At 62.2% G+C, this 21,252-nt stretch carries 15 protein-coding genes, 2 tRNA genes, 1 pseudogene and 1 riboswitch; of the genes and pseudogenes, 8 read left to right on the forward strand and 10 right to left on the reverse strand.

All coding sequences use genetic code 11. The annotated features are described in order from the left end of the window. Position 1: 1 nt before the first annotated feature. Complete coding sequence (locus CLU85_RS08965; protein ID WP_100409960.1) at positions 2-2,239, reverse strand: EAL domain-containing protein; 2,238 nt, start codon at positions 2,237-2,239, stop codon at positions 2-4. Positions 2,240-2,404: 165 nt separating this feature from the next. On the opposite strand from CLU85_RS08965, the pseudogene CLU85_RS23320 reads away from it, so the two are divergent. After that, positions 2,405-2,574: pseudogene (locus CLU85_RS23320) on the forward strand (chorismate synthase); the annotation flags it as partial. A gap of 88 nt (positions 2,575-2,662) precedes the next feature. Here CLU85_RS23320 and CLU85_RS23105 read toward each other — a convergent pair. After that, the gene (locus CLU85_RS23105; protein WP_198509290.1) at positions 2,663-2,896 is read right to left on the reverse strand and encodes a hypothetical protein; all 234 of its coding nucleotides are present in this window, start codon (positions 2,894-2,896) and stop codon (positions 2,663-2,665) included. Beyond that, complete coding sequence (locus CLU85_RS08975) at positions 2,893-4,224, reverse strand: caspase family protein (RefSeq protein WP_232727932.1); 1,332 nt, start codon at positions 4,222-4,224, stop codon at positions 2,893-2,895. The genes CLU85_RS23105 and CLU85_RS08975 overlap by 4 nt, the downstream gene beginning before the upstream one ends. Positions 4,225-4,351: 127 nt before the next feature. On the opposite strand from CLU85_RS08975, the gene aroC reads away from it, so the two are divergent. Both aroC and CLU85_RS08985 read left to right on the forward strand, forming a co-directional pair. Next, entirely contained in the window at positions 4,352-5,449 is a 1,098-nt protein-coding gene (aroC, locus tag CLU85_RS08980) for a chorismate synthase (RefSeq protein ID WP_100409962.1), read from the forward strand. A gap of 128 nt (positions 5,450-5,577) precedes the next feature. Then, on the forward strand, positions 5,578-7,317 hold the full coding sequence (locus CLU85_RS08985; protein ID WP_232727772.1) for a bifunctional UDP-sugar hydrolase/5'-nucleotidase: 1,740 nt from the start codon (positions 5,578-5,580) through the stop codon (positions 7,315-7,317). A 605-nt stretch (positions 7,318-7,922) separates the two neighbouring features. Here the strand turns inward: CLU85_RS08985 and nrdR are convergent. From nrdR to CLU85_RS09000, 3 genes are all read right to left on the reverse strand, one after another. Next, positions 7,923-8,372, reverse strand: a complete 450-nt coding sequence (gene nrdR / locus CLU85_RS08990; protein ID WP_100409964.1) for a transcriptional regulator NrdR — start codon at positions 8,370-8,372, stop codon at positions 7,923-7,925. A gap of 17 nt (positions 8,373-8,389) precedes the next feature. Then, positions 8,390-9,634, reverse strand: coding sequence for a serine hydroxymethyltransferase (gene glyA / locus CLU85_RS08995; RefSeq protein WP_100409965.1), 1,245 nt, complete (start codon positions 9,632-9,634; stop codon positions 8,390-8,392). 35 nt (positions 9,635-9,669) lie between these two features. Further along, a riboswitch (ZMP/ZTP riboswitch) is annotated at positions 9,670-9,828 on the reverse strand. 69 nt (positions 9,829-9,897) lie between these two features. Beyond that, positions 9,898-10,737, reverse strand: a complete 840-nt coding sequence (locus CLU85_RS09000; RefSeq protein WP_100409966.1) for a lytic transglycosylase domain-containing protein — start codon at positions 10,735-10,737, stop codon at positions 9,898-9,900. Positions 10,738-11,661: 924 nt separating this feature from the next. Here CLU85_RS09000 and CLU85_RS09005 point away from each other — a divergent pair. Continuing rightward, the gene (locus CLU85_RS09005) at positions 11,662-14,397 is read left to right on the forward strand and encodes a DUF349 domain-containing protein (RefSeq protein ID WP_100409967.1); all 2,736 of its coding nucleotides are present in this window, start codon (positions 11,662-11,664) and stop codon (positions 14,395-14,397) included. Between the two features lie 536 nt (positions 14,398-14,933). Here the strand turns inward: CLU85_RS09005 and CLU85_RS09010 are convergent. Together CLU85_RS09010 and CLU85_RS09015 are read right to left on the reverse strand one after the other, a co-directional pair. Beyond that, positions 14,934-15,018: transfer RNA gene (locus CLU85_RS09010), tRNA-Leu, on the reverse strand. Positions 15,019-15,203: 185 nt separating this feature from the next. Next, positions 15,204-15,288, reverse strand: a tRNA-Leu gene (locus tag CLU85_RS09015). Positions 15,289-15,307: 19 nt separating this feature from the next. Here CLU85_RS09015 and rnr point away from each other — a divergent pair. The 4 genes from rnr (at position 15,308) to CLU85_RS09035 (ending at position 20,255) form a co-directional block, all read left to right on the forward strand. Then, a complete protein-coding gene (rnr, locus tag CLU85_RS09020; protein WP_100409968.1) occupies positions 15,308-17,638 on the forward strand; it encodes a ribonuclease R in 2,331 nt (776 codons plus the stop codon). Positions 17,639-17,699: 61 nt separating this feature from the next. Next, the gene (locus CLU85_RS09025; RefSeq protein WP_100409969.1) at positions 17,700-18,500 is read left to right on the forward strand and encodes an ABC transporter permease; all 801 of its coding nucleotides are present in this window, start codon (positions 17,700-17,702) and stop codon (positions 18,498-18,500) included. Positions 18,501-18,540: 40 nt separating this feature from the next. After that, the gene (locus tag CLU85_RS09030) at positions 18,541-19,566 is read left to right on the forward strand and encodes an MlaD family protein (RefSeq protein ID WP_232727773.1); all 1,026 of its coding nucleotides are present in this window, start codon (positions 18,541-18,543) and stop codon (positions 19,564-19,566) included. Next, on the forward strand, positions 19,563-20,255 hold the full coding sequence (locus CLU85_RS09035; RefSeq protein ID WP_100409970.1) for a hypothetical protein: 693 nt from the start codon (positions 19,563-19,565) through the stop codon (positions 20,253-20,255). The genes CLU85_RS09030 and CLU85_RS09035 overlap by 4 nt, the downstream gene beginning before the upstream one ends. A 116-nt stretch (positions 20,256-20,371) precedes the next feature. On the opposite strand, the gene CLU85_RS09040 is transcribed toward CLU85_RS09035, so the two are convergent. Beyond that, positions 20,372-20,749 (reverse strand): hypothetical protein, encoded by a 378-nt coding sequence (locus CLU85_RS09040; RefSeq protein ID WP_232727774.1) that lies wholly within the window; start codon positions 20,747-20,749, stop codon positions 20,372-20,374. A 147-nt stretch (positions 20,750-20,896) separates the two neighbouring features. After that, positions 20,897-21,082, reverse strand: a complete 186-nt coding sequence (locus CLU85_RS09045) for a hypothetical protein (protein ID WP_100412455.1) — start codon at positions 21,080-21,082, stop codon at positions 20,897-20,899. Positions 21,083-21,252 lie beyond the last annotated feature (170 nt).

A 21,252-nucleotide genomic window follows, 5' to 3' on the forward strand; every position in this document is an offset into this window, starting at 1 on the left:
ATCAGCGGTGCTGACCAGGCGCCTGGGCGCAGAGCCAAGCCTCGATTTCATCGGGCGGCAGCGGCTTGCCAAACAGATAGCCCTGCATCACCGGACAACCGTGGGCCTGCAGCCACTGTTGTTGTCCCGTGGTCTCCACCCCTTCGGCAACCACCACCATGCCCAGGCTGTGCGCGATGCTCAGCACAGACACCGTGAGCGCGCGCGCTGTGGGGCTGGTGGTCAGGTCCTGCACGAATGCCATGTCCAGCTTGAGTTCGCTGATGGGCAGGCGGTGCAGGTAGCTCAGGCTGGAGTATCCGGTGCCAAAGTCGTCCAGCGACAGCTTGAAGCCCTGCTGGTGCAGCGTGTCGATATTGGTCAGGGTGACTGGCCTGGCGTCCATCATCACGCTTTCGGTGATCTCCAGCAGCACATCGCTGGCGCGCAGGCCGTGGCGCCGCAATGCTTCGCCAATCTCTTGCGCAAACTCGGGCAGGTGAAAGCTGCGGCCCGACAGATTCACTGCCACACAGGGCACATGGTGGCCCGCCGCGCGCCACGCCGCTAGTTGCCTGCAGGCCTCGTCCAGCAGCCACAGCGTCAGGGTGTGGATTAAGCCTGCTTCTTCTGCCACGGGGATGAACTGTGAGGGCGGCACCATGCCCCACTGCGGGTGGTTCCAGCGCGCCAGTGCCTCCACTCCGTGCAGAGTACCCGGTGACCGGCTCAGCACCTGGGGCTGGTAGTGCAGGGTGAGGGTCCGTTCGGCCAGGGCTTGTTGCAAGGCGCGCTCCAGCGAGGCGCGCTTTTGCGCGCGGCGGTTCATTTCGGCGCTGAAGAGTTGCAGGCTGTGCCGGTGATCGCTCTTGGCCTGGTGCATGGCCTGGTCGGCGTGGCGCAGCAGGATGTCGATGCTGGCGCCATCGTCCGGGAACATGGCAATGCCGATGCTGGCATGGGGCAGATTGACCTGGCCGTTGATCTCCAGCGGCTGGGCAATGGCTTCCAGCATGCGGTGGGCCGCCTGCACAGCCTGCTCGGTAGAGCATTCGGACAGCAGCAGCACGAATTCGTCCCCGGACAGCCTGCCAATCAGATCGCGCGCACGCAGGCACTGCGTCAGTCGAGTTGCCACCTCGCACAGCAGTGCGTCGCCCGCCGCATGTCCCTGGGTGTCGTTGACCTGCTTGAAGCGGTCCAGGTCCAGAAACAGCAGGGCGCCAGGGTGTGTGTCCTGCTGCAGTCTGGCCAGCGCACGCTCCGCACTGCTGCAGAACATGGCGCGGTTGGGCAGACCCGTCAGTGCGTCAAAAAATGCCAGCTGGTGAATGCGCTGGTGCGTGGCGTCGCGCTCGATTGCCAGGGCGCACAGGTGCAGGCAGACCTCCACCAGACGCTGGTGCAGTGCATCGGGCTCACGCTGCTCGCGGAAATAAAACGCGAAGGTGCCTATCGGTGTGCCCTGGTGGTTGCGGATGGGGCTGGACCAGCAGGCCTGCAAGCCGGTGGGCGCGAACAAGGCGCGGTAGTCGGTCCACAAAGGGTCTGTGCTGATGTCGGTGACTATGACCGGCTGGTTCCGGTAGGCCGCCGTGCCGCAGGAGCCTACCTGGGGGCCAATAGGCAGGCCGTCAAGGGCGTCGCAGACGGAGGGCGGCAGCCCTGGTGCTGCCAGGGGGTGCAGCTGGCCCTGCGCATCCACGGCAAGAATAGAAGCAGTGACCTCGGGGGCAATGCGCTCGACCTCGCTGCACACCAGCGCCATCAAGTCGCGCAGGGGCAGTTCGCTGACCATGCCCTCTAGCACCCGGGTCTGCAGCACTTCATGCATCTTGGTGAGCGTGATGTCCGTCAGGATCGTGACGCTGCCTCCCGGGCCGCCCGATGCCTCGTCCGAGGCATTGATCACCATCGATACCCAGCGTGGCTGCCCGGTCTTGCTGTACAGCAGGGTTTCGACGTGGAACTGGCCTTGCGTTGTGACGTTGTCGCGAATGCTGGCCAACAATGCCGGATCCGAGTACGGACCCAGCAGTACCTGACTGAGGTACTTCCCGAGCATTTCCTCGGGCTCAAAACCAAAAAGGCGTGTAAATCCCTGGTTGACGTACACCACGCGCTTGGCGCTGTTGGTCATCACAATCGCGTTGTCACTCGCATCCAGTGCATTGCGAAGGGGCGCATCTGCCAGCGTCGAAAGCTGGGATGCAGCGTCGGGGACTGAGGGGCCGGGCGTTGGCGGTGCGGAGACGGGCATGAATGTCCCAAAGATCTTTGACTGATCCTAGCAAGCGGGCATGGTGATGCCAAGCACCAAGTGTCCGTTCTGTCATGTTTATGTTGACTGTGCCCCCAAGGGTAGCGATTCTGGCGCTGATGGTGCGCTGCCGCAAAACCGGTGAGTGTTCTTGGGGGCACGGCTCTGGGACAAGCCTGCGTCCCGGGCGAAAATCCTTCCGGTGCCCTATTCGCAGTCACCCATTTGGTGAATCCCACGGCTTGACCATTGGCTGCGTGGCCGACAGTTGCCCGCCCGGTAAGCCGCTCGCGGAGGCCAACATTCAGTTGGACCTGGGCCGGCGCCGCCCCGGCCCGTGTGCAGGCCACCGGTGTGCCCAAGGGACCGTACTATCTTTGCAGTCCAGAAATATATCCTGGGGCAAGCGCCGATGCCCCCACCTCAGCGTGGCTTGTGGACGCGTGCAACTTCGCGGATCCAGCTGCTATCCAGGACCGTGCCATTGGGCCGGCTGATTTTGACGTTGCGGATGAATTTGATAACGCCACCGTTGCTGGCGACCCAATAGGTCAGTGTGCCGGAGGCTCCGAACTGCGTTCGCAAAGTGGCCTCAATCCGATATGCGTACATCGTGCCCGCCGCCACAGTGATCTGTTCGTAGCTCGCCACCTTCATGTCCTGCTCCACCCACCCTGCTTCACCGCGCAGCCCGGCGAGTCTGGGGGGACGGTCTGCTGTGACCGACTGACCCATCTCTTGCCAATCTGAAAATCATCAGCAGGCAGCGATTGGAGGGGCGGGTCGAATTCGCTGCCTATTTCATTGCGCACAAGACCGCCGTAGATCGTCAAGATCTGCTCACCATTGTTGAGTTCGACAACCCCGTCCTTGATCGATGTGACGCGCAGGGTCTCCCGGCGTGTCTCTAGCTTCGTGAGGTAGTCGTGATAGACGTACTCGATTTCATCGCCAAGCCGGACGTCCCGTTGTATCGACTGGCGCCCCTGCACTGGAGTGGCTGCGATCTGGGGCTTGGAGAGCTGGTCCAGTCGGCTTTGTGCTGCCTCGCTGATGGCGCTGCTGGGATAGGCTTGCAAGAAGGCATAGAAGTCGTCAGGGTTTTGCGATGTTTTGATGCGATCCCACTCGGCCTTCTCACGCAAAAACTTTTGATCAAGTTCTGCTGGTTTGGGTTTAGGTGGCCGTGCGAGGGCCAGTGTTTCACCCGGTCCCCGATCGTCATTGAATACAAAGTCCTCCTCCAGGCTCGTGCTTTCCCATGGAATCTGACTGCCGTTGCTCTTTTTCCGTACCTGCAGGCGCACACGCTTGAAGACATCCTCGATGCGAGTGGTGGGTTTGGCCAGCTCTTGCAACAAATAGGTGGTGTACAGGCCGTTGCTGCCTTCCCCATCGTCAGCAACATTGCCTGGCGCAGTGGCATAGGCGAGAAAAGTCCCCGGTATGGCATCGATCTGTGCCAACCCCTTGACCGACGCTGTGCCCTCAAAGGGGTTATTTCGGCAGGCGTCAAGGACCAAAATATTGACGCGGTTGCCCGCCTGCTTGAATGCGTTGATCACCGCATCCACATCGACCGCCTGTGCCACCACTTCAGTCTGGCTCCTGGGGCGCGCATCGACCGGCACCATGTAGTTGCGCCAGTCAATCTGCACTCCATGGCCAGCGTAATACAGCATGCCGACCCCGCTTTTGCCCTGAAGCCGTTTGCGAACATCGTCTATCGCCTCGGCCATCTGACTGCGCGATCCGTCACGCAATTCAAGAACCTGAAAGCCCAGTTTGCGCAGTTGCGCCGACATTGCCTTCGCGTCATTGGCAGGATTGGAAAGCGCAGCGGAGCCGGAGTAGGCTGAATTGCCGATCACGAGTGCAATGCGCACGTCCAGCGGAGCATTCGCCTGTGCAGAGGCTGCCAGCGCACCCAGGGCCACCAACGCGCGTGCCAGAAACCGTTGTGCGTACCGTGACGCTGCGAACACTTGTATCAATTGCGGTTCCTTACATTGTTCTCTGATTGACTATATCCCCCGCAAAGGCATTCGCCAATTGGGAAAAGGGAGCGGCAAACGCATCCTTGACGCTGCGTGTCTGGAATAATCGCGCCCCATGAGCGGCAATACTTTCGGCACCCTATTCGCAGTCACCAACTTTGGTGAATCCCACGGCCCGGCCATTGGCTGCGTGATTGACGGTTGCCCGCCCGGTATGCCGCTCGCTGAGGCCGACATCCAGGCAGACCTGGACCGGCGGCGCCCCGGCACCAGCCGCCACGTCACGCAGCGTAACGAGCCGGACGCGGTGGAGATCCTCTCGGGCGTGTACGAGGGCAAAACCACGGGCACCCCGATTGCGCTGCTGATTCGCAACACCGACCAGCGCAGCAAGGACTACAGCAACATTGCCGAGAGCTTCCGCCCCGGCCATGCCGACTACACCTACTGGCACAAGTACGGTATCCGCGACCCGCGTGGTGGTGGCCGTTCCTCGGCCCGTTTGACTGCCCCTACCGTCGCCGCCGGTGCGGTGGCCAAGAAGTGGCTGGCCCAGCAGTACGGCGTGCAGTTCCGCGCCTGCATGACGCAGCTGGGCGAGTTGGCCATCCCGTTCGAGAGCTGGGACCACGTGCAGAGCAACCCCTTTTTCGCCCCTGTGGCCGACGTGCAGCAATACGAAGACTACATGGACGCCCTGCGCAAGGCGGGCGATTCGTGTGGCGCCCGCATCCGCGTGCAAGCCACGGGCGTGCCGGTGGGCTTGGGCGAGCCGCTGTATGACAAGCTCGACGCCGACATCGCCCACGCCATGATGGGCCTGAACGCTGTGAAGGGCGTGGAGATTGGTGCCGGCTTTGCCAGCGTGGCCCATCGGGGCACGATGCACGGTGATTCGATGACACCCCAGGGTTTTCGCACCAACCATGCGGGCGGCGTGCTAGGCGGCATCAGTACCGGGCAGGACCTGGAGGTGAGCATTGCCATCAAGCCGACCAGCTCCATCATCAGCCCGCGCGAGTCGATTGATGTGCATGGCAATAGCACCGAGGTCATCACCAAGGGCCGCCACGACCCCTGCGTGGGCATCCGTGCCGCGCCCATCGCTGAGGCGCTGCTAGCGCTGGTAGTCATGGACCACGCTCTGCGCCACCGCGCCCAGTGTGGCGATGTGGTGCCGCCAGTACCGCCTATCCAGGCGTCGTTTCTCTAACCCCATCTCTTACCCTCCCCACGGGGCGGTCACTTCGCATGTGCAAACGTTGGTTCAGGGCCCCTGGCCGTCCCGCTGGCGCTCGCTGGTCAGTGTGGGGCGCCGCCAGTAGCCTAGCTCTGGCCTCCATGGCGCTGTCCCTGGCGGGCTGCAGCAGCACGACGCCTGCGCCGGGGGCGCGTGGCGCACCGTCGCACATCGAGATCACCCTCATTGGCTTCAATGACCTGCATGGCAACTTGGAGCCGCCGCACATGGCGCACTCAGTGCATGGGCCTGCAGGCCCGGTGCTGGTGCCTGCCGGGGGCATGGCGTATTTCGCCAGCGCCATGGCAGCCCTCAAGGCACAGTCCCAGCACCATGCAGTGGTGTCGGCGGGCGACATGGTAGGCGCATCGCCGCTGATGTCTTCGCTGTTTTTGGACGAGCCTACGATTGAGGCCGTCAACCGCATGCAGATCGACTTCAATGCGGTGGGCAACCACGAGTTCGACCGGGGCTGGCGTGAGCTGCTGCGTCTGCAGCATGGGGGCTGCGAGAAGTTCACCAACCGCCAGCCTTGCCGGATCAGCCAACCCTTCGAAGGCGCTCAATTTGGCCTGCTGGCCGCGAACACGGTGCGTGAGGACGGACACACGCTGCTGCCCGCCACGGGGCTCAAGCGGTTCACCGAAGGCGGTGTCACTGTCACCATGGGTTTTATCGGCCTCACGCTCCAGGCCACACCCACCATGGTGAGCCCTTCGGGCGTGGCGGGGCTCCGGTTTGAGGATGAGGCGGCCACGGCCAATGCCTTGATCCCTCAGCTCAGGGCCCAGGGGGCGGATGTGATCGTGGTGGCCATTCACGAAGGCGGCGGCACCAAGGCGGGTGTGCAGGAGAGCAGCTGCTCAGGCCTGTCGGGCGACATCGTGCCCATCCTGGAGCGCCTTGACCCGGCCGTGGATGTGGTGGTCTCCGGCCACACACACCAGGCCTATGTGTGCGACTACAGCCGCGTGAATGCCGCCAAGCCCTTCTTGCTGACCAGCGCAGGCCAGTACGGCACGCTGCTCACCGACATTCAGCTGCGCGTGGATACCCAGACCCGCCGCGTGGTTCGCAAAACAGCGCGCAATGTGGTGGTGCAGGGCGAGGCCTTCACGGGCGCCCAGGGTTTTGTGCCCCTGACCACTGCCGTGCCCGCGTTCCCCCCCGACGCAGGCGTGCAGAAGATCATCGACACGTACCGTGCCGCTGCTGTGCCGCTGGCCCAGCGGCCCGTGGGTCAAGCCCAAGGGCCTATGCGGCGCCAGCCCAATGCGGCGCTGGAGACCGTGCTGGGGAACCTGGTGGCCGATGCGCAACTGTGGGCCACGCGGGCGCCCGAAGACGGCGGAGCGCAGCTGTCGCTCATGAACCCCGGCGGTCTGCGCGCCGACCTGGTACCTGATGAACAGGGGCTGGTGCGCTTTGGCCAGTTGTATGCAGTGCAGCCTTTTGGTAACCAGTTGGTGGTGAAGACCTTCACAGGGGCTCAGATCCGCGCTGTGCTGGAGCAACAGTTCGCCAGTGCCGGCAATACCTTGCATCGTCCCCGTGTGTTGTCGGTTTCCAGCGGCTTCAGCTACCGCTTCGACCTGAGTCAGCCTGCCGGTGCACGCATCAGCCAAATGGTACTGAACGGCGTGCCGGTGGCGGACGTCCAGTCGGTGCGCGTGGTCATGAGCAGTTTTCTGGACAGCGGCGGCGACAACTTCACGGTACTGACCCAAGGAGTGAATCGCCGTGTGGGCGCGCTGGATCTGGATGCGCTGGAGGCTTATTTCCGTCTGCAAAGCCCGGTGGCCCTGCCTGCGACGGACCGCATTACGCGCGTTGCCCGCTGAGGTGGGTCAGTGCTGCACGCCAGTGGCATGGGGTCCATCTCTGCGGTAGCGCGGGGGCGCCAGCTATCGCAGGGATGGAAGCCGGTGACCAAGCCGGTAGCCACCAGTAACCGCATGCCGGGCCCAAGTCATTCATCCGGGACTCGCCGCCCCGGGCCACACCCAGCAGCGGGATCGTGAAGGCTGAATTTGTGGCTGTGTTGCACAGCCCAGGGCTACCGTCAGCAAGGCAGGGATGGCCCCACTGCACGATTAGGGTCCGGCCTTCGTCGCCGCAGATGCAGCCCAGGCAACAGTGCGGGCTCAGCCTCGCATTTCGCGTTCATGGCGCCGTTTCCACTATGCGCTGGCCTGCGGCATGATGCCCGCCAGATTTTGAGCAAAAAGTGGCGCCGGTGCTTTTATATAAAGCATTCATAGCTATTTATTTGATAGCGTCTGCCGTGCAGCGTCAGCGACAGCTGAGTTAGGCGGAAGGTGAACCCGACTTACTACAAGTTCAATTGGATCTTAAATTGATAGCTGTCGACGCATGCCGCAAAAGCGCTGGTGGCCAAAATGCTTGATTTATGCGCTCCAGGGGCAGGAGCGCAGGCTTAACGTGCCTATTTGCGCACTTCATCGACCATGGCGCGGAAGTCGTCAATGTCTTCAAAGCTGCGGTACACGCTGGCAAAGCGGATGTAGGCCACCTTGTCGAGCTTCTTGAGCTCGCGCATGACCAGTTCGCCGATGCGGCTGGAGATCACTTCGCGCTGGCCCAGGTTGAGCAGTTTTTCCTCGATGCGCTCGATGGCGCTGTCGATCTGATCGGTGCTGACCGGGCGTTTGCGCAGCGCCAGGTTGAAAGAAGCAAGCAGCTTGCCGCGCTCGTATTCGATACGGCGACCATCCTTTTTCACGATGGCCGGGAAGTTCACTTCCGGCCGCTCGTAGGTGGTAAAGCGCTTTTCGCACGCGCCGCACTGGCGGCGGCGGCGGATGAAGACCCCATCCTCAGACACCCGCGTTTCAACGACTTGCGTTTCGAGGTGGCTGCAGAAGGGGCACTTCATGGCTCTTGGCTGCGGATTTAGCCGTAGACGGGGAAGCGAGCGGTCAACGCATTGACCTTGGCGCGAACCGCGGCGATGTTGGCTTCGTCGCGCGGGTTGTCCAGCACGTCGGCAATCAGGTGGGCCGTGATGCGTGCTTCGTCTTCCTTGAAGCCGCGCGTGGTCATGGCGGGGGTGCCAATGCGCACGCCGCTGGTCACCATCGGTTTTTCAGGGTCGTTGGGGATCGCGTTCTTGTTGATGGTCATGTGGGCGGCGCCCAGCACGGCTTCGGCTTCCTTGCCGGTGATTCCCTTGGCGCGCAGGTCGACTAGCATCACGTGGCTTTGGGTGCCACCGCTCACGATGCGCAGGCCGCGCGCGGTCAGCGTCTCGGCCACCACCTTGGCGTTCTTGGCGACTTGTTCCTGGTACGTCTTGAACTCGGGCTGCAGCGCTTCCTTGAAAGCCACCGCCTTGGCGGCGATCACGTGCATCAGCGGGCCGCCTTGCAGGCCGGGGAAGATCGCGCTGTTGATGGCCTTTTCGTGCTGGGCCTTCATCAGGATGATGCCGCCACGGGGGCCACGCAGGCTCTTGTGCGTGGTGGAGGTGACCACGTCAGCGTGCGGCACGGGGTTGGGGTACACGCCTGCGGCAATCAGGCCAGCATAGTGGGCCATGTCCACCATAAAGATCGCGCCAACATCCTTGGCCACCTTGGCAAAACGCTCAAAATCAATGTGCAGGCTGTAAGCCGAGGCACCCGCGATGATCAGCTTGGGCTTGGTTTCGTGGGCCTTCTTTTCCATCGCTTCGTAGTCGATGGCTTCGTTGGCGTCGAGCCCATAAGAGACCACGTTGAACCACTTGCCCGACATGTTCAGCGGCATGCCGTGTGTCAGGTGGCCGCCTTCGGCCAAGCTCATGCCCATGATGGTGTCACCGGGCTTGAGGAAGGCCAGGAACACGGCCTCGTTGGCCGATGCACCGCAATGCGGCTGCACGTTGGCGGCTTCGGCGCCGAAGATCTGCTTGACGCGGTCGATGGCCAGTTGTTCGGCCACGTCCACATGCTCGCAGCCACCGTAGTAGCGCTTGCCGGGGTAGCCTTCGGCGTACTTGTTGGTCAGCTGGGTGCCCTGGGCCCACATCACGGCGGGGGAGGCGTAGTTTTCGCTGGCGATCAGCTCGATGTGGTGCTCCTGCCGGGCGTTTTCAGCCTGGATGGCGGCAAAGAGTTCGGGGTCGGTTTGTTCGACAAGAATATTGCGGTCGTACATGATTGGCAGTCCTATGAACTTGTGTCCCTTGAAACAAGGGCTGCCCAGGCGAACGGCTGAACGCAGAAGGGATGAACCCCCGTGCGGCACGCTTCCCAGTGGTTCACAAGAAGCAGGTTCTTGCTGGTTTCCACGTCAGCGGCAACACCCCGTATTCGAGAGCGCAGCGCCTATCGCCAGTCGCGTACCCCGTTAGTGTAGCCGACGCCGAGCGTCAGAGCTTTATCAACAAGAGGCATGGACGCAGTGCCTGCATGCGGGCCTCAAAGGCCTGATAAAAGGGCCACCTTGTCGGCGGCGGCTGGTGTCACAGCACGTGGCGCAGCAGCTGGAATGCTCTGCACGGGCGCTTGTGTTGACAAAGAGGGCGGAGGGCTGATGGGTATTGCCCGGCCACCTGCTATCTGGCGCAGGCGGAAATGCTCGGCCATGACCTTGGCGGCATAACCACCATCGTCGGCCATGTTGGCTGCACCCACGTAGTAGCGCAGCCCACCTTCCAGGGAGCCCGCACGCGCAATGCACTCCTGCAAGACCTTGACTCCCACGCGCAAATTGCTCACGGGGTCAAAAGCCGCAAAGTGGCCACCGAAATTCTGGTACTTGTCGGTGTGCACGCGGGTCATGACCTGCATGAGGCCTTGGGCGCCCACCGCGCTTTCCGCAAATGGATTGAAGCTCGACTCAATGGCCATGATGGCCAAGATCAACGTCGGGTCGATCTTGGCGCGGGTGCCGATCTCATAGGCTTCAGCGACCAGTACGCTGAGCGGCTCGGGGGCCACGCGGTATTTCTTGCTCAACCAGAATGCGACGGCAGCCTGCTCCTTGGGCAGATCCTTGGGGTTGGCTGCGGTGGCGCGTTCGCTGGCTTCGGGCTCGATGGGCATGCCCACCATTTCTACCTGCCGGGCCTGAAGCCAGCCCATGAGCTGTTCTTCGCCAGCCTGGCGCAGGTCCGGCCGAGCGGTCAGGGCAATGATTACAAAGGCAACAGCTAAGCCGATCAGTGCAAAGCTGTTGTGGGTGATTTCAAGAAAACCTTCGGTCACATCGGCCGCGAAAGTTCGCACGCCGGAGACTATTTTTCCTGACGCTGTCATAGCTCTTCCTTTCTGAAGCGGGACGGGAAAGCGAGGCAGTTTTGAGACTGCGCCTTCTCGGCTGGTCGCCTGGATTGGTACGCCATCAAGTCGGGGCTGCACGTCTGTGGAGTGCTTGGTGCCCTGGTTTGACTTAGCCGGGTTCGGCAGCGGGTTGGGGTTTTTACTAGCCCGTTTTTACGGCTGGCGGATTCTAGAAGCTCACTAAATGCATAGTCAATACTAACAAATTTAAATGTAATACATTTAAGTTATAAAAAACATGTAAAAAAGCACAGTTTTTAGCTGTTTTGAGGACCGGATTGACGACCAGTTGGGGAGGGGGTTGTTACGTGCTCATGTCAAATTCAATCGGCCTGATGGCAGCCATTGAGAATCCGATTTGAGTTGATGCGGGCACTTTGGTAAGGTTGCGTTGCCTGTCTAGTTCAGGCATCGCCAGACGAAGCGAAGTCTCCCTCCAAGGGCATTCAGTGCCTCGGTGCAGCAGATACCGCTTCCATGGCAACCCCCTGGAGGCAATACCTTGCCTCCTCGCCGTGTGGACCTTTATCTCCGCATTGCGACCGATGGCAAAGACCGTTGTGTCAGCCGTCAAGCCCGGTGGGCAGGCCCTGAGGTCCTGTCCATCGGGCTTTCTTATTGATGCTTCGCCCTGGTGTGTGGGCCATTGCTTCTTATATATAGATAATGGGGGCTGTTCCCTTGGGTGGCGATGCTCCTGTGAGGGGCCGCAGTATGTCAGTCCGTCTGGCAAAGCCTTGTGCCAGATCACCCTCGGGGTTTGGCATGGCACCAAGCTGTGGTCAGTTTGCCGAACCCTGTGAAAATAGCCTTTTGTTGTCCTGGCGCGCACTTGGTGTGACCGCTTGGGCAGGCCCTCAAGCGATCCGTTTGGGGGCGCCTTCGTTATCCATTGGATCCATGTTTCCATTTTTTTCCCGCAGCAAAATGTCCGACGCACCTGAAGTGAATCCGGCCCCGGCCAAAACCCACGAGCCGCATCCACTTGATGCGCTGACCGGCGGTGCTTTTTCTGCCGCAACCTCTGGCGAACGTGCTTCCCGCATCCGTGATTGGTTGGCCAGCCAGCCTGCGCCTGAGCAATTACAAGAAGTTTTTAAAGAACTGAGTGGGCGTGACAAGGGGGCTGCCCGCGCAGTCCGTGAGCGCCTGGATGAAATCCGCCGTGCAAAAGGGCAGGAGGCGATTGCCGCTGAGTGGGCCGAAAAGGCCCAAGCATTACTGGCCGCACCCAAGCTCAATATTGCAGACGCTCTCGCATGGCAGCGGGATGCCGCCAAGGCTGGTGCTCCTTTGTCGCGTGAGCCCCTTTCGCTGCTCAAGGTGCAGGTGGCTGACCGTGTGAAGGTGATTGAAGATCTGCAACACCGGGTTCAGGTTCAGCGCGAAGCCGCCGTATTGCTGGCTCAACGTATTGAAGTGCTCTCGACCAAGCCTTGGCGTGATGCCCACGCTGCGCTGGAATTGCTGCGCGCCGATGTTGCCCGTTGGCAGGAGCAGGCCCAGGAGTTGACGGGCGATGCGAGTTGGGCGAGCGTGGAGGCCCGCTTCCCGCCATTGCTTGACGCTTCGCGCACTCAACTGTTGGTGGTATGGGAGGCTTTCCAGCCTGCTGTGGCCCAGGCTGCGGCGGCCGCAGAAGACGCCACTGCGCCGTTGCCTCCCGTGCCCGTGTGGGCGGATGAGCTGCGGGCTGCGCGTGGCCTGCCGACCGAGGCAGCGGCTGCAGCTGCTGCCAAGCCAGCCCGCGTTGCGAAGCCCAAAGTCGCCCCAGAAGTGGTCGAAAAAGCCGCGAAGGTCGTGCGTGATGCTCTGGTGACTTTGGAAAAGGAGACCGCGGAGGGCCATGGCAAGGCCAGTGCTGGTGCTGCGGCCGCGCTGCGGGCGGTGCTCAAGGTACATGGCAAGCACATTGATACCGGCATGGAGCAGCAGGTGCATGCAGCGCTGGTTGCGGCTGGCGAGCTTGAAGGTTGGCAGCGTTGGAGTGCCGACCAGGTGCGCGAAGACCTGGTTGCCAAGGCCGAAGCCTTGCTTAACCGCCCTGAAGGTCAGGCACTGGGTGGTCGCAAGATGCAGGAAACCCTGCGCAATTTACGAGACCAGTGGAAGCAGGCCGATCAAGGCGGCGCGCCCAACCACGGGTTGTGGAAAAAATTTGACGAGGCGTGCAATGCGGCACACAAGGTCGTCGAAGTCTGGTTGGACAAAATTCGTACCGAGGCTGCTGAGCACAAGGCCCAGCGCCTGGCTCTCATCGAAGAGGTCAAGGCTTGGGCCCAGGAGCATGCGGCATCGGGCGACTGGAAGGGCATCAACCGGGCACTCTATCAATTTGGTGACCGCTGGCGCGAAGGTGGTCACGTGGGTGAAAAGCTTTTTGCTGAACTGCAACCGCTTTGGATGCAGGCCATTTCTCTCGCTGCAGCCCCGTTGGAAACCGCGCGAAAAGAAAGCCTGGCCCGCCGCCACGCCATGATTGAAGAGGCGGTGGCTTTGGGCGCCGCACCCGCTCTGCGCATCGACGCCGTGAAAGCGCTCCAGCAGCGCTGGCAAGCCGAAGCGCAGACAGTGCCCTTGGATCGCAAGCACGAGCAAAAGCTCTGGGATGCTTTCCGTAAGCCCATTGACGAAGCGTTCAACCGTAAATCAGCCGACCGCGATCGCGCGGTGACCGAGTTGAGCGCTCGTGACCGTGTGGTCTTGGATGCATCGAAAGCCCTTGAAGCAGCCAATGCAACGGGCGATGCACAGCAGATTCGTTTGGCTATGCAGGCGCTGGAGGCTGCGTTGCACGGGCAGGCCCAGGCGGCGGAGGCGGTGGCCTCTGCGCAGATGGATACTCAGAATCAAACACAGGTGCAGACAGACAATGCACCCCAGGCGACCGAAGGTGGCGCTGATGATGCGCCTGCTGAGGAGAAGCCAGATGAGGTCGCACATGCTGCTCCCAAGCCTGTCGCACGTCCTGTGGTTGCCGTGCGTGGCGATGACCGTCCTGGCATGAAGAAAGATGCCCCGGCGGCCCCTGGTCGTGGCGCGCGTCCTGGTGATCGTCGCGATGGCCGCCCTGGTGATCGTGATGCAGGTCGAGGTCCGCGCGTCGATGGTCGTTCGGGCGATCGAAACGACCGAGGCGGGCGTTTTGGTGATCGTCCTGCCTATGAAGACCGGGGCCCTCGCCTTGGCGACACCGCATTCCGTGCCCAGCGTGAGGCCATGGAGCACGCACAACTGGCATTGAAAAAGCTGGCAGCCCAGGCACATGGAGAAGCGTTGACCCAATTGCTGACCGCCTGGGAAAAGCGCGACCCTGCCCAGGTGCCGAGTACCCAAGACCTTGGTGGCCGTGTAACAGCTTCTGTGCGTGGTGCTTGGACTCAAGCGCTGTCCACAGCCCCTCAGGGTGATGCCTCAGAAGCGTTGCTGCGCCTTGAGATGGCGGCGGAGACGCCCACTCCTGCGGAGCACATAGCGGCTAGGCGCATGTTGCAGTTGCAATTGCTGACCCGTCGCAATGACCCCGCACCTGTCCAGACCTGGGGCCAGGATGCTGCTCGTGTGCTGGCGAGTGTCAGTGACGCAGCAAATGCCCGTCGTTTGCAGAACGTACTGAAGGCACTACTCCGCAAGTAAGCTCTGACCCGCGAGGGGGGGGGCATGGCCGACCGTGCCGGTCGGTGGGGCAGTCGCCGTTGCGCATTGGCGCGACTGCGAACTGCGCCTTCGTGTTGCCTTCAGAACGACATTCTCAGCAAAGGGTGTTTTGTTCGCTGGCGTATTCGTGGCATGGGCGCAGTGCCGTCTGGCATACAGCGGGCGGCTGCTATGTGGTATTCGGTTGAACGTATTGTTGCCGCTGCTTCGGTGGGGTGTCTCGACGCGAAGTTCGCCCCATGTTGTGGAGCGCTTGATGGAAGTCGACGTGCTGGTCGGGGCAGCATTCGCATGTGCGCTCTGTAGCCTGCAAATCAATGTGTCAGCTCGCATCAGAAGTGCATGGATGCGCAGCTTTTATGACTTCTGAGATGTGTGCTGGGCGGAGATGCCTTCGTCGGGGTGGCGAGGCTCCTGTGTACTGGTGCGCAAGTGGCACGGCAATCTACCCATGCAGTTCAAATGACGACCCAAAACAAAAAAGCCGTTGCAGTTGCAACGGCTTTTTATACATTTGGTGCCCAGAAGAGGACTCGAACCTCCACGATGTTACTCGCTAGTACCTGAAACTAGTGCGTCTACCAATTCCGCCACCTGGGCTTTCAGATCAGCTTTTGATTATAGAACAAAAAATTCAGGCTTCTGGCGATTTCTCAAAACTTTGTGTGATCTGCTCAATATTCGGCATCAGTCTTTGGTGATGCTGACGGTCCCGGAAAATAAAAAGCCGCTGTCGTTACAGCGGCTTCAATATTTTGAAAACCATCATTGGTTCTCGTTAAACTTGGTGCCCAGGAGAGGACTCGAACCTCCACGATGTTACTCGCTAGTACCTGAAACTAGTGCGTCTACCAATTCCGCCACCTGGGCATTTCAGGAAAGACTCAGATTGTATAACAAAAAAACCACCCCCGGCGCGCAGTCCGCGCATTTGTCGGACGAGATTGAAGGCAGCGTGCAGGGGCACCGTGATGGGCACGGTTTTGTCATTCGCGACGATGGCGAAGGCGACATCTATATCCCCCCCAATGAAATGCGCGCAGTGCTGCACAAGGACCGCGTGCGTGTACGCATCGTGCGCCAGGACCGCCGTGGTCGCCCCGAAGGCCGCGTGGTCGAGATCATTGAGCGCCCGCCCCAGCCCCTCATCGGTCGCCTGCTGCAGGAAAGTGGCGTGTGGCTCGTGGCGCCCGAGGACAAGCGCTATGGCCAGGATGTCTTGATTCCCAAAGGTGCCACCGGCGCCGCAAAAACAGGGCAGGTCGTCGTTGTTGAACTGACCGAGCCACCCGCACTGTTTGGCCAGCCCGTGGGCCGCATCACCGAAGTGCTCGGCGAGGTGGACGACCCCGGCATGGAGATCGAGATCGCCGTGCGCAAGTACGGCGTGCCGCACGAGTTCTCCGCCGAGTGCTTGGCGCAGGCCAAGGAGTTGCCCGACAAGGTGCGCGCGCAGGACAAGAAGCGCCGCGTGGACCTGACCGACGTGCCCCTGGTCACCATCGATGGTGAAGACGCCCGCGACTTCGACGATGCCGTGTACTGCGAGCCCGCCAAGGTGGGCCGCAGCAAGGGCTGGCGCCTGCTGGTGGCGATTGCCGACGTGAGCCACTATGTGGAGACCGGTAGCGCCATCGACATTGACGCCTACGACCGCGCCACCAGCGTGTACTTTCCGCGCCGCGTGATTCCCATGCTGCCCGAGAAGCTGAGCAACGGCCTGTGTTCCCTCAACCCCGAGGTGGAGCGCCTGTGCATGGTTTGTGACATGCTGGTCACCGCCAAGGGCGAAGTGCACGCCTACCAGTTCTACCCGGCCGTGATGTTCAGCCATGCGCGTTTCACGTACACGGAAGTGGCGGCCATCCTGGCCAATACGCGCGGCCCCGAGGCCAGCAAGCGCAAGGACCGCGTGAAGGACCTGCTCAACCTGCACGACGTGTACCGAGCCCTTCTGATTGCACGCCAGCAGCGCGGCGCAGTGGACTTTGAAACCACCGAAACGCAGATCGTCTGCGACGAGAACGGCCGCATCGAAAAGATCGTGCCGCGCACCCGCAATGATGCGCACAAGCTCATCGAAGAGGCCATGCTGGCCGCCAACGTGTGCAGTGCCGACTTCATCGCCCAGGGCGGACAGCCTGGCCTGTTCCGCGTTCACGAAGGCCCCACGCCCGAGAAGCAGGAGATCCTGCGCAACTACCTCAAGGCCATGGCCGTCGGCATGACGATTGGCGATGATCCCAAGCCCGCCGAGTTCCAGGCGATTGCCCAGGCCACCAAAGAGCGGCCTGACGCGCAGCAGATCCACACCATGCTGTTGCGCTCCATGCAGCAGGCTATCTACACGCCCGTCAACAGTGGCCACTTTGGCCTGGCGTTCGATGCCTACACGCACTTCACCAGCCCGATCCGGCGTTACCCCGACTTGCTGGTGCATCGGGTCATCAAGGCCATCCTGAGCAAGACGAAGTACGCGCTGCCGTCGCTGCCTACACCGGGCGAAGCCCACGCCAAGCTGGCCAAGCGCCTGGCAGCCCGTGTGGCCGCGCCCGGCACCAAGCCGCGCAAGGACGTGACACCCCCTAGCCGCGATACCCAGGCCTGGGAGGCCGCAGGCCTGCATTGCAGTGCCAACGAGCGCCGCGCCGACGAGGCGAGCCGCGATGTGGAGGCCTGGCTCAAGTGCAAGTACATGCGCGAACACCTGGGCGAGGAGTACAGCGGCGTGGTGAGTGCGGCGACGAGCTTCGGCATCTTCGTGACGCTCGACGCGATGTATGTCGAAGGTCTGGTGCACATCACCGAACTCGGCGGCGAGTACTTCAAGTTCGACGAGGCGCGCCAGGAGCTGCGTGGTGAACGCACCGGCATCCGATACGCCATCGGCGCGCGCGTGCGGGTGCAGGTCAGCCGCGTGGATCTGGATGGCCGCAAGATCGACTTCCGCCTGGTGCGTGAAGGCGAGGAACTGCTCGGCCGCGCGCTCAAGGACAAGGGCGTGGGCGCAGAAGGCGCAGGCGGTGCTGCCCGCAAGACCGGAGGCCGCTCCAATGGGCGCAAGGCTGACAAGGGCGCAGCCCCATCAGCCACCGAGCAAGCGGGCCTCTCGCGTGAGCGGGCAGCGCGCTCACCGATCCAGTCCCTGAAAGCGTCCGTCAAGAAGGCGGTCGCAGGCAAATCCAGCAAGGGCAAGGCGCGCAAGCCGCGCCGGGGATGACAGGGGCGTATCTCTGAGGTGACCGGGCGCCAGCGGGCGTGTCCCCCGCTATGATCCGCCCATGATCTCCCGTCTGCCTGGCCTGACCCTGCCTGAACGTGTGTGGAACATGGCACGTCGTTGGGCGGTGGCCTGGTGGCGCATCCTGTACCTGGGGGCTGTGGTGCTGGTGCTGGTGTTGTCGCCGTCCAGCTATGGCAAAGGCACCCGCCGGGCGCTCGCCCGCCACCTGTATCTGGACACGGCGCCAGTGCTGCTGGGTTTCACGGTGCTGGCTGCGTTGATCAGCCTTGTGCTCACGCGCATCGTGGTGGTCACGGCGCTGAGCTATGGGCTGTCGCGCTACGCTCTGGAGATGGTGATCCGCGTGCTGGTGCTGGAGCTGATTCCGCTCACCGCAGCGTTGTTTGTGGCTATGCGGTGCACCATTCCCAACGGATCGCAGCTTTCGCGCCTACATCAGACAGGTCGCTTCGACGCGCTGCGCCGCCAGGGCTCTGATCCTGTGCGCATCGAGCTGCTGCCCCGCGTGATTGCCGGGGTGTTTGCCTGTGTCACCCTGGCCGCACTGAGTTGCGTGGTGGCGCTGGTGCTGGCCTATCTGGGTGTGTATGGTTTCAATTTGGCGGGGTTGCCCAGCTATACGCGCATGTTTGGCCAAGTGTTCTCGCCCAGCGTGACGATGGTGTTTGTGCTCAAGACACTGTTCTTCAGCCTGGCCGTGGCGCTGATCCCCATGGCAGCGGGCCTGTACGACATCGGTGAGCGCACCCAGACCGATTCTGAGCTGGGCGGTCTGGCCCGCATGTTTGCCGTGCTGTTGCTGATCGAGGTGACTTCGCTCATGGGCAACTATTACTGACGGCCCGCGCAGTTCGCCATCACCCGCCCACCCCTACAACATGAACGACACCCCTCCCAAGCCATCGCATGGCTCATCTGCGCCTTCCGCTGCGGCCGATGTGCCTCCGGTCGAGACCCTGCGCCCGGTGGCCTATCTGGAAATCAAGGCGGCCGCGCTGCTGCTGTTCACCCTGGCCCTCATCCTGGGCTCGGGTCTTTACCTGCTCTATGCACGAGGTGCGTTTGAGCCTACGCAAACGCTGGTGCTGACGGCCGATGACTCCGAAGGCGTGGTGGTGGGCATGGACATGACGTTCTCTGGCTTTCCCATCGGTCGCGTGCGGCGCATCGAGCTGGCTGAATCGGGCAATGCCCGCATCCTGGTAGACGTGCCCCGCAAGGACGCCCACTGGCTGCGCGAGTCCAGTGTGTTCACATTGGTCCGGGGCCTAGTGGGGGGCACCAACATCCGGGCCTACTCCGGCATCCTCTCCGACCCCGCGCTGCCCGATGGCGCAGTGCGGCCGGTGTTGCGCGGGGATGCGACGGCGGAGATCCCGCAGCTCATGGCCACAGCGCGCGAGCTGCTCACCAACCTGAATGCACTGACATCGCCAGACGCGGCCTTGGGCCACACCCTGACCAACGTCAAGGCACTCACCGAGCGGCTCAATGGCCCGGGCGGCGCCCTGGGCGTGCTGATGGGGAACGAAGCTGACGCGAAGAAGATTGTGGCCACCCTGGAGCGCACCAACGCGCTGCTGGCGCGGCTGGATGGCATGGCCGCCCGCGCTGACACGCAGGTGTTCGGGAGCGAGGGTAACAAGGACGCCCTCGTGCCCGAGGTGCGCGCCACCGTGGCCCAGCTCAATGGCTTGCTGGCCGACACCCGCACCAGCCTGAAGAAGGTGGACGCCGTGCTGGTGGAAGCTCAGGCCATCGGTGCCAACGCCCGTGAAGCCACCACCGACCTGGGCGCGCTGCGCGCCGAGGTAGAAGGCAACCTGCGCAAGGTGGAAAGCCTGGTCAACGAAATCAACCGCAAATGGCCCTTTGCACGCGATACGGAGCTGAAGCTGCCATGAAGAACTCATCTGCTCCCCCTCGCTCGCGGGCTGCGTTGCGGTTCCTGTCGATTGGCTGTGCCTCTGTGTTGGCGGCGTGCTCCAGCCAACCCCCGGTGCCTGACTGGCAGATGAATGCCCAGGGTGCATCCCAAAAGGCCATTGATGCTTATCTGTCCGGCAATGCGCGCGTCGAGAAGCTCGAATGGGACCGCGCCCGCGCCGAAGTCTCCCGCACAGGCCGCCCCGATCTGCTGGCGCGCCTCGAACTGATGCGGTGCGCTGCCCAGGTGGCCAGCCTGGTGACCGAACGGTGCGAGCGCTTCGAGGCATTGCGGGCCGATGCCGCCGCGCCCGAACAGGCCTATGCCGACTATCTGGCGGGCCGCGCGCAAACCGCCCAGGTGGCGCTGCTGCCACCGGCGCAGCGTGCAGCCGCAGTGTCAGGGGATGCCGCCAGCCTGACCGGTATCGCCGACCCACTCTCCCGCTTGGTGGCTGCGGGCGTGCTGCTGCAGACGGGCCGCGCCAGTCCGGCCGTCATCGCTACGGCCACCGATACCGCATCGGCACAAGGGTGGCGCAGGCCGCTGATGGCCTGGCTGTTGCTGCAGGTGCAGCGAGCCGAAGCCGCTGGCGATACCCAAGCTGCCGCCATATTGCGCCGCCGCGTTGGGGTCGTGGAGCAGGGGGGTGCTCTGCAGCGTTAGGGAGACGCAGGTGCTGAGGAGCGGCTGGCGCTAGATATCCGCGCAGGCTTGCCCGGCAAGGTCATAGGCTATCAGCCGCAGTCCGAATACCGCGCTTGCGCCGTCTGTCAGCAGATTCAGCGTAAGCGCGCCTGCAACTGAGTATCGATGTCGTCACGCTCCCTCGCAAACTGCTGGGGACTGATTTCGTTGGACTCCAGCTTGCGCGCCACGGACAGCAGTAGTACGGTGTTTTCGAGGCGCGTGTCTTGCTGCAGCGAGGGGGGTAGGGCGGTTAGGCGGTCAAAGCTTTGTTTGTAAAGCTCGCTCCAGCTCATGGCGCCTGCCTGGGCCTGAGCCTGAGCGCCGTCGTACCAGCGCGAGAATTCATCCAAGGAGTTGTCGCGGGGGCTGGAACAGCCCAGCAGAGCCGCCAGCAGCACCGTCGTGCCCCAGGATTTGGGGTAGAAAAATGAGAAGCAACGGTTTGCAGAGATGCGAAAACGTGTGGTCACGATCGTCCTCCATTTCAGAATGCCACCGAAAAAAACTCGGTGTGCAGCGTCAAATGGTACTCCGATGCTATGCTTTTTGCTACTTGGTTGCTGTTTCGACCCATAATGTGGTGGCGCAGTGCCAACCACTTCTGCAAACATCACATGTCAGTGGTCCAGGAAGCTGGTGGACAAAATCTGATCCAGCCCCGTGAGCCCGTAGGACATTGAATCCACAGACTGCACGGCCACGTCCGGCATGAGCAACGATACTGCAGCCAGCACAGCCAGCACCACGGTCCCGACGAACGCAACGAATGCGCGTGCTCCTGGCGGTAAAGAATGGCGTTTCATGGTGAAGTCCTTTTCAGCAAAAGGGTGAGGGGCCGCAATGACCTCCCAGTGCAACCTCAATGGCTGCTGGCTAGGATTTCAGCAAAATGCCGCAGTTCCGCGTGTAAGACAAGTGCCATAACAGTGCTTTATGGGTAACTGTTACGGCCTGTTGCCTTTACAAACCTGCC

The sequence above is a fragment of the Acidovorax sp. 69 genome (genome assembly GCF_002797445.1).
Classification (GTDB): domain Bacteria; phylum Pseudomonadota; class Gammaproteobacteria; order Burkholderiales; family Burkholderiaceae_C; genus Acidovorax.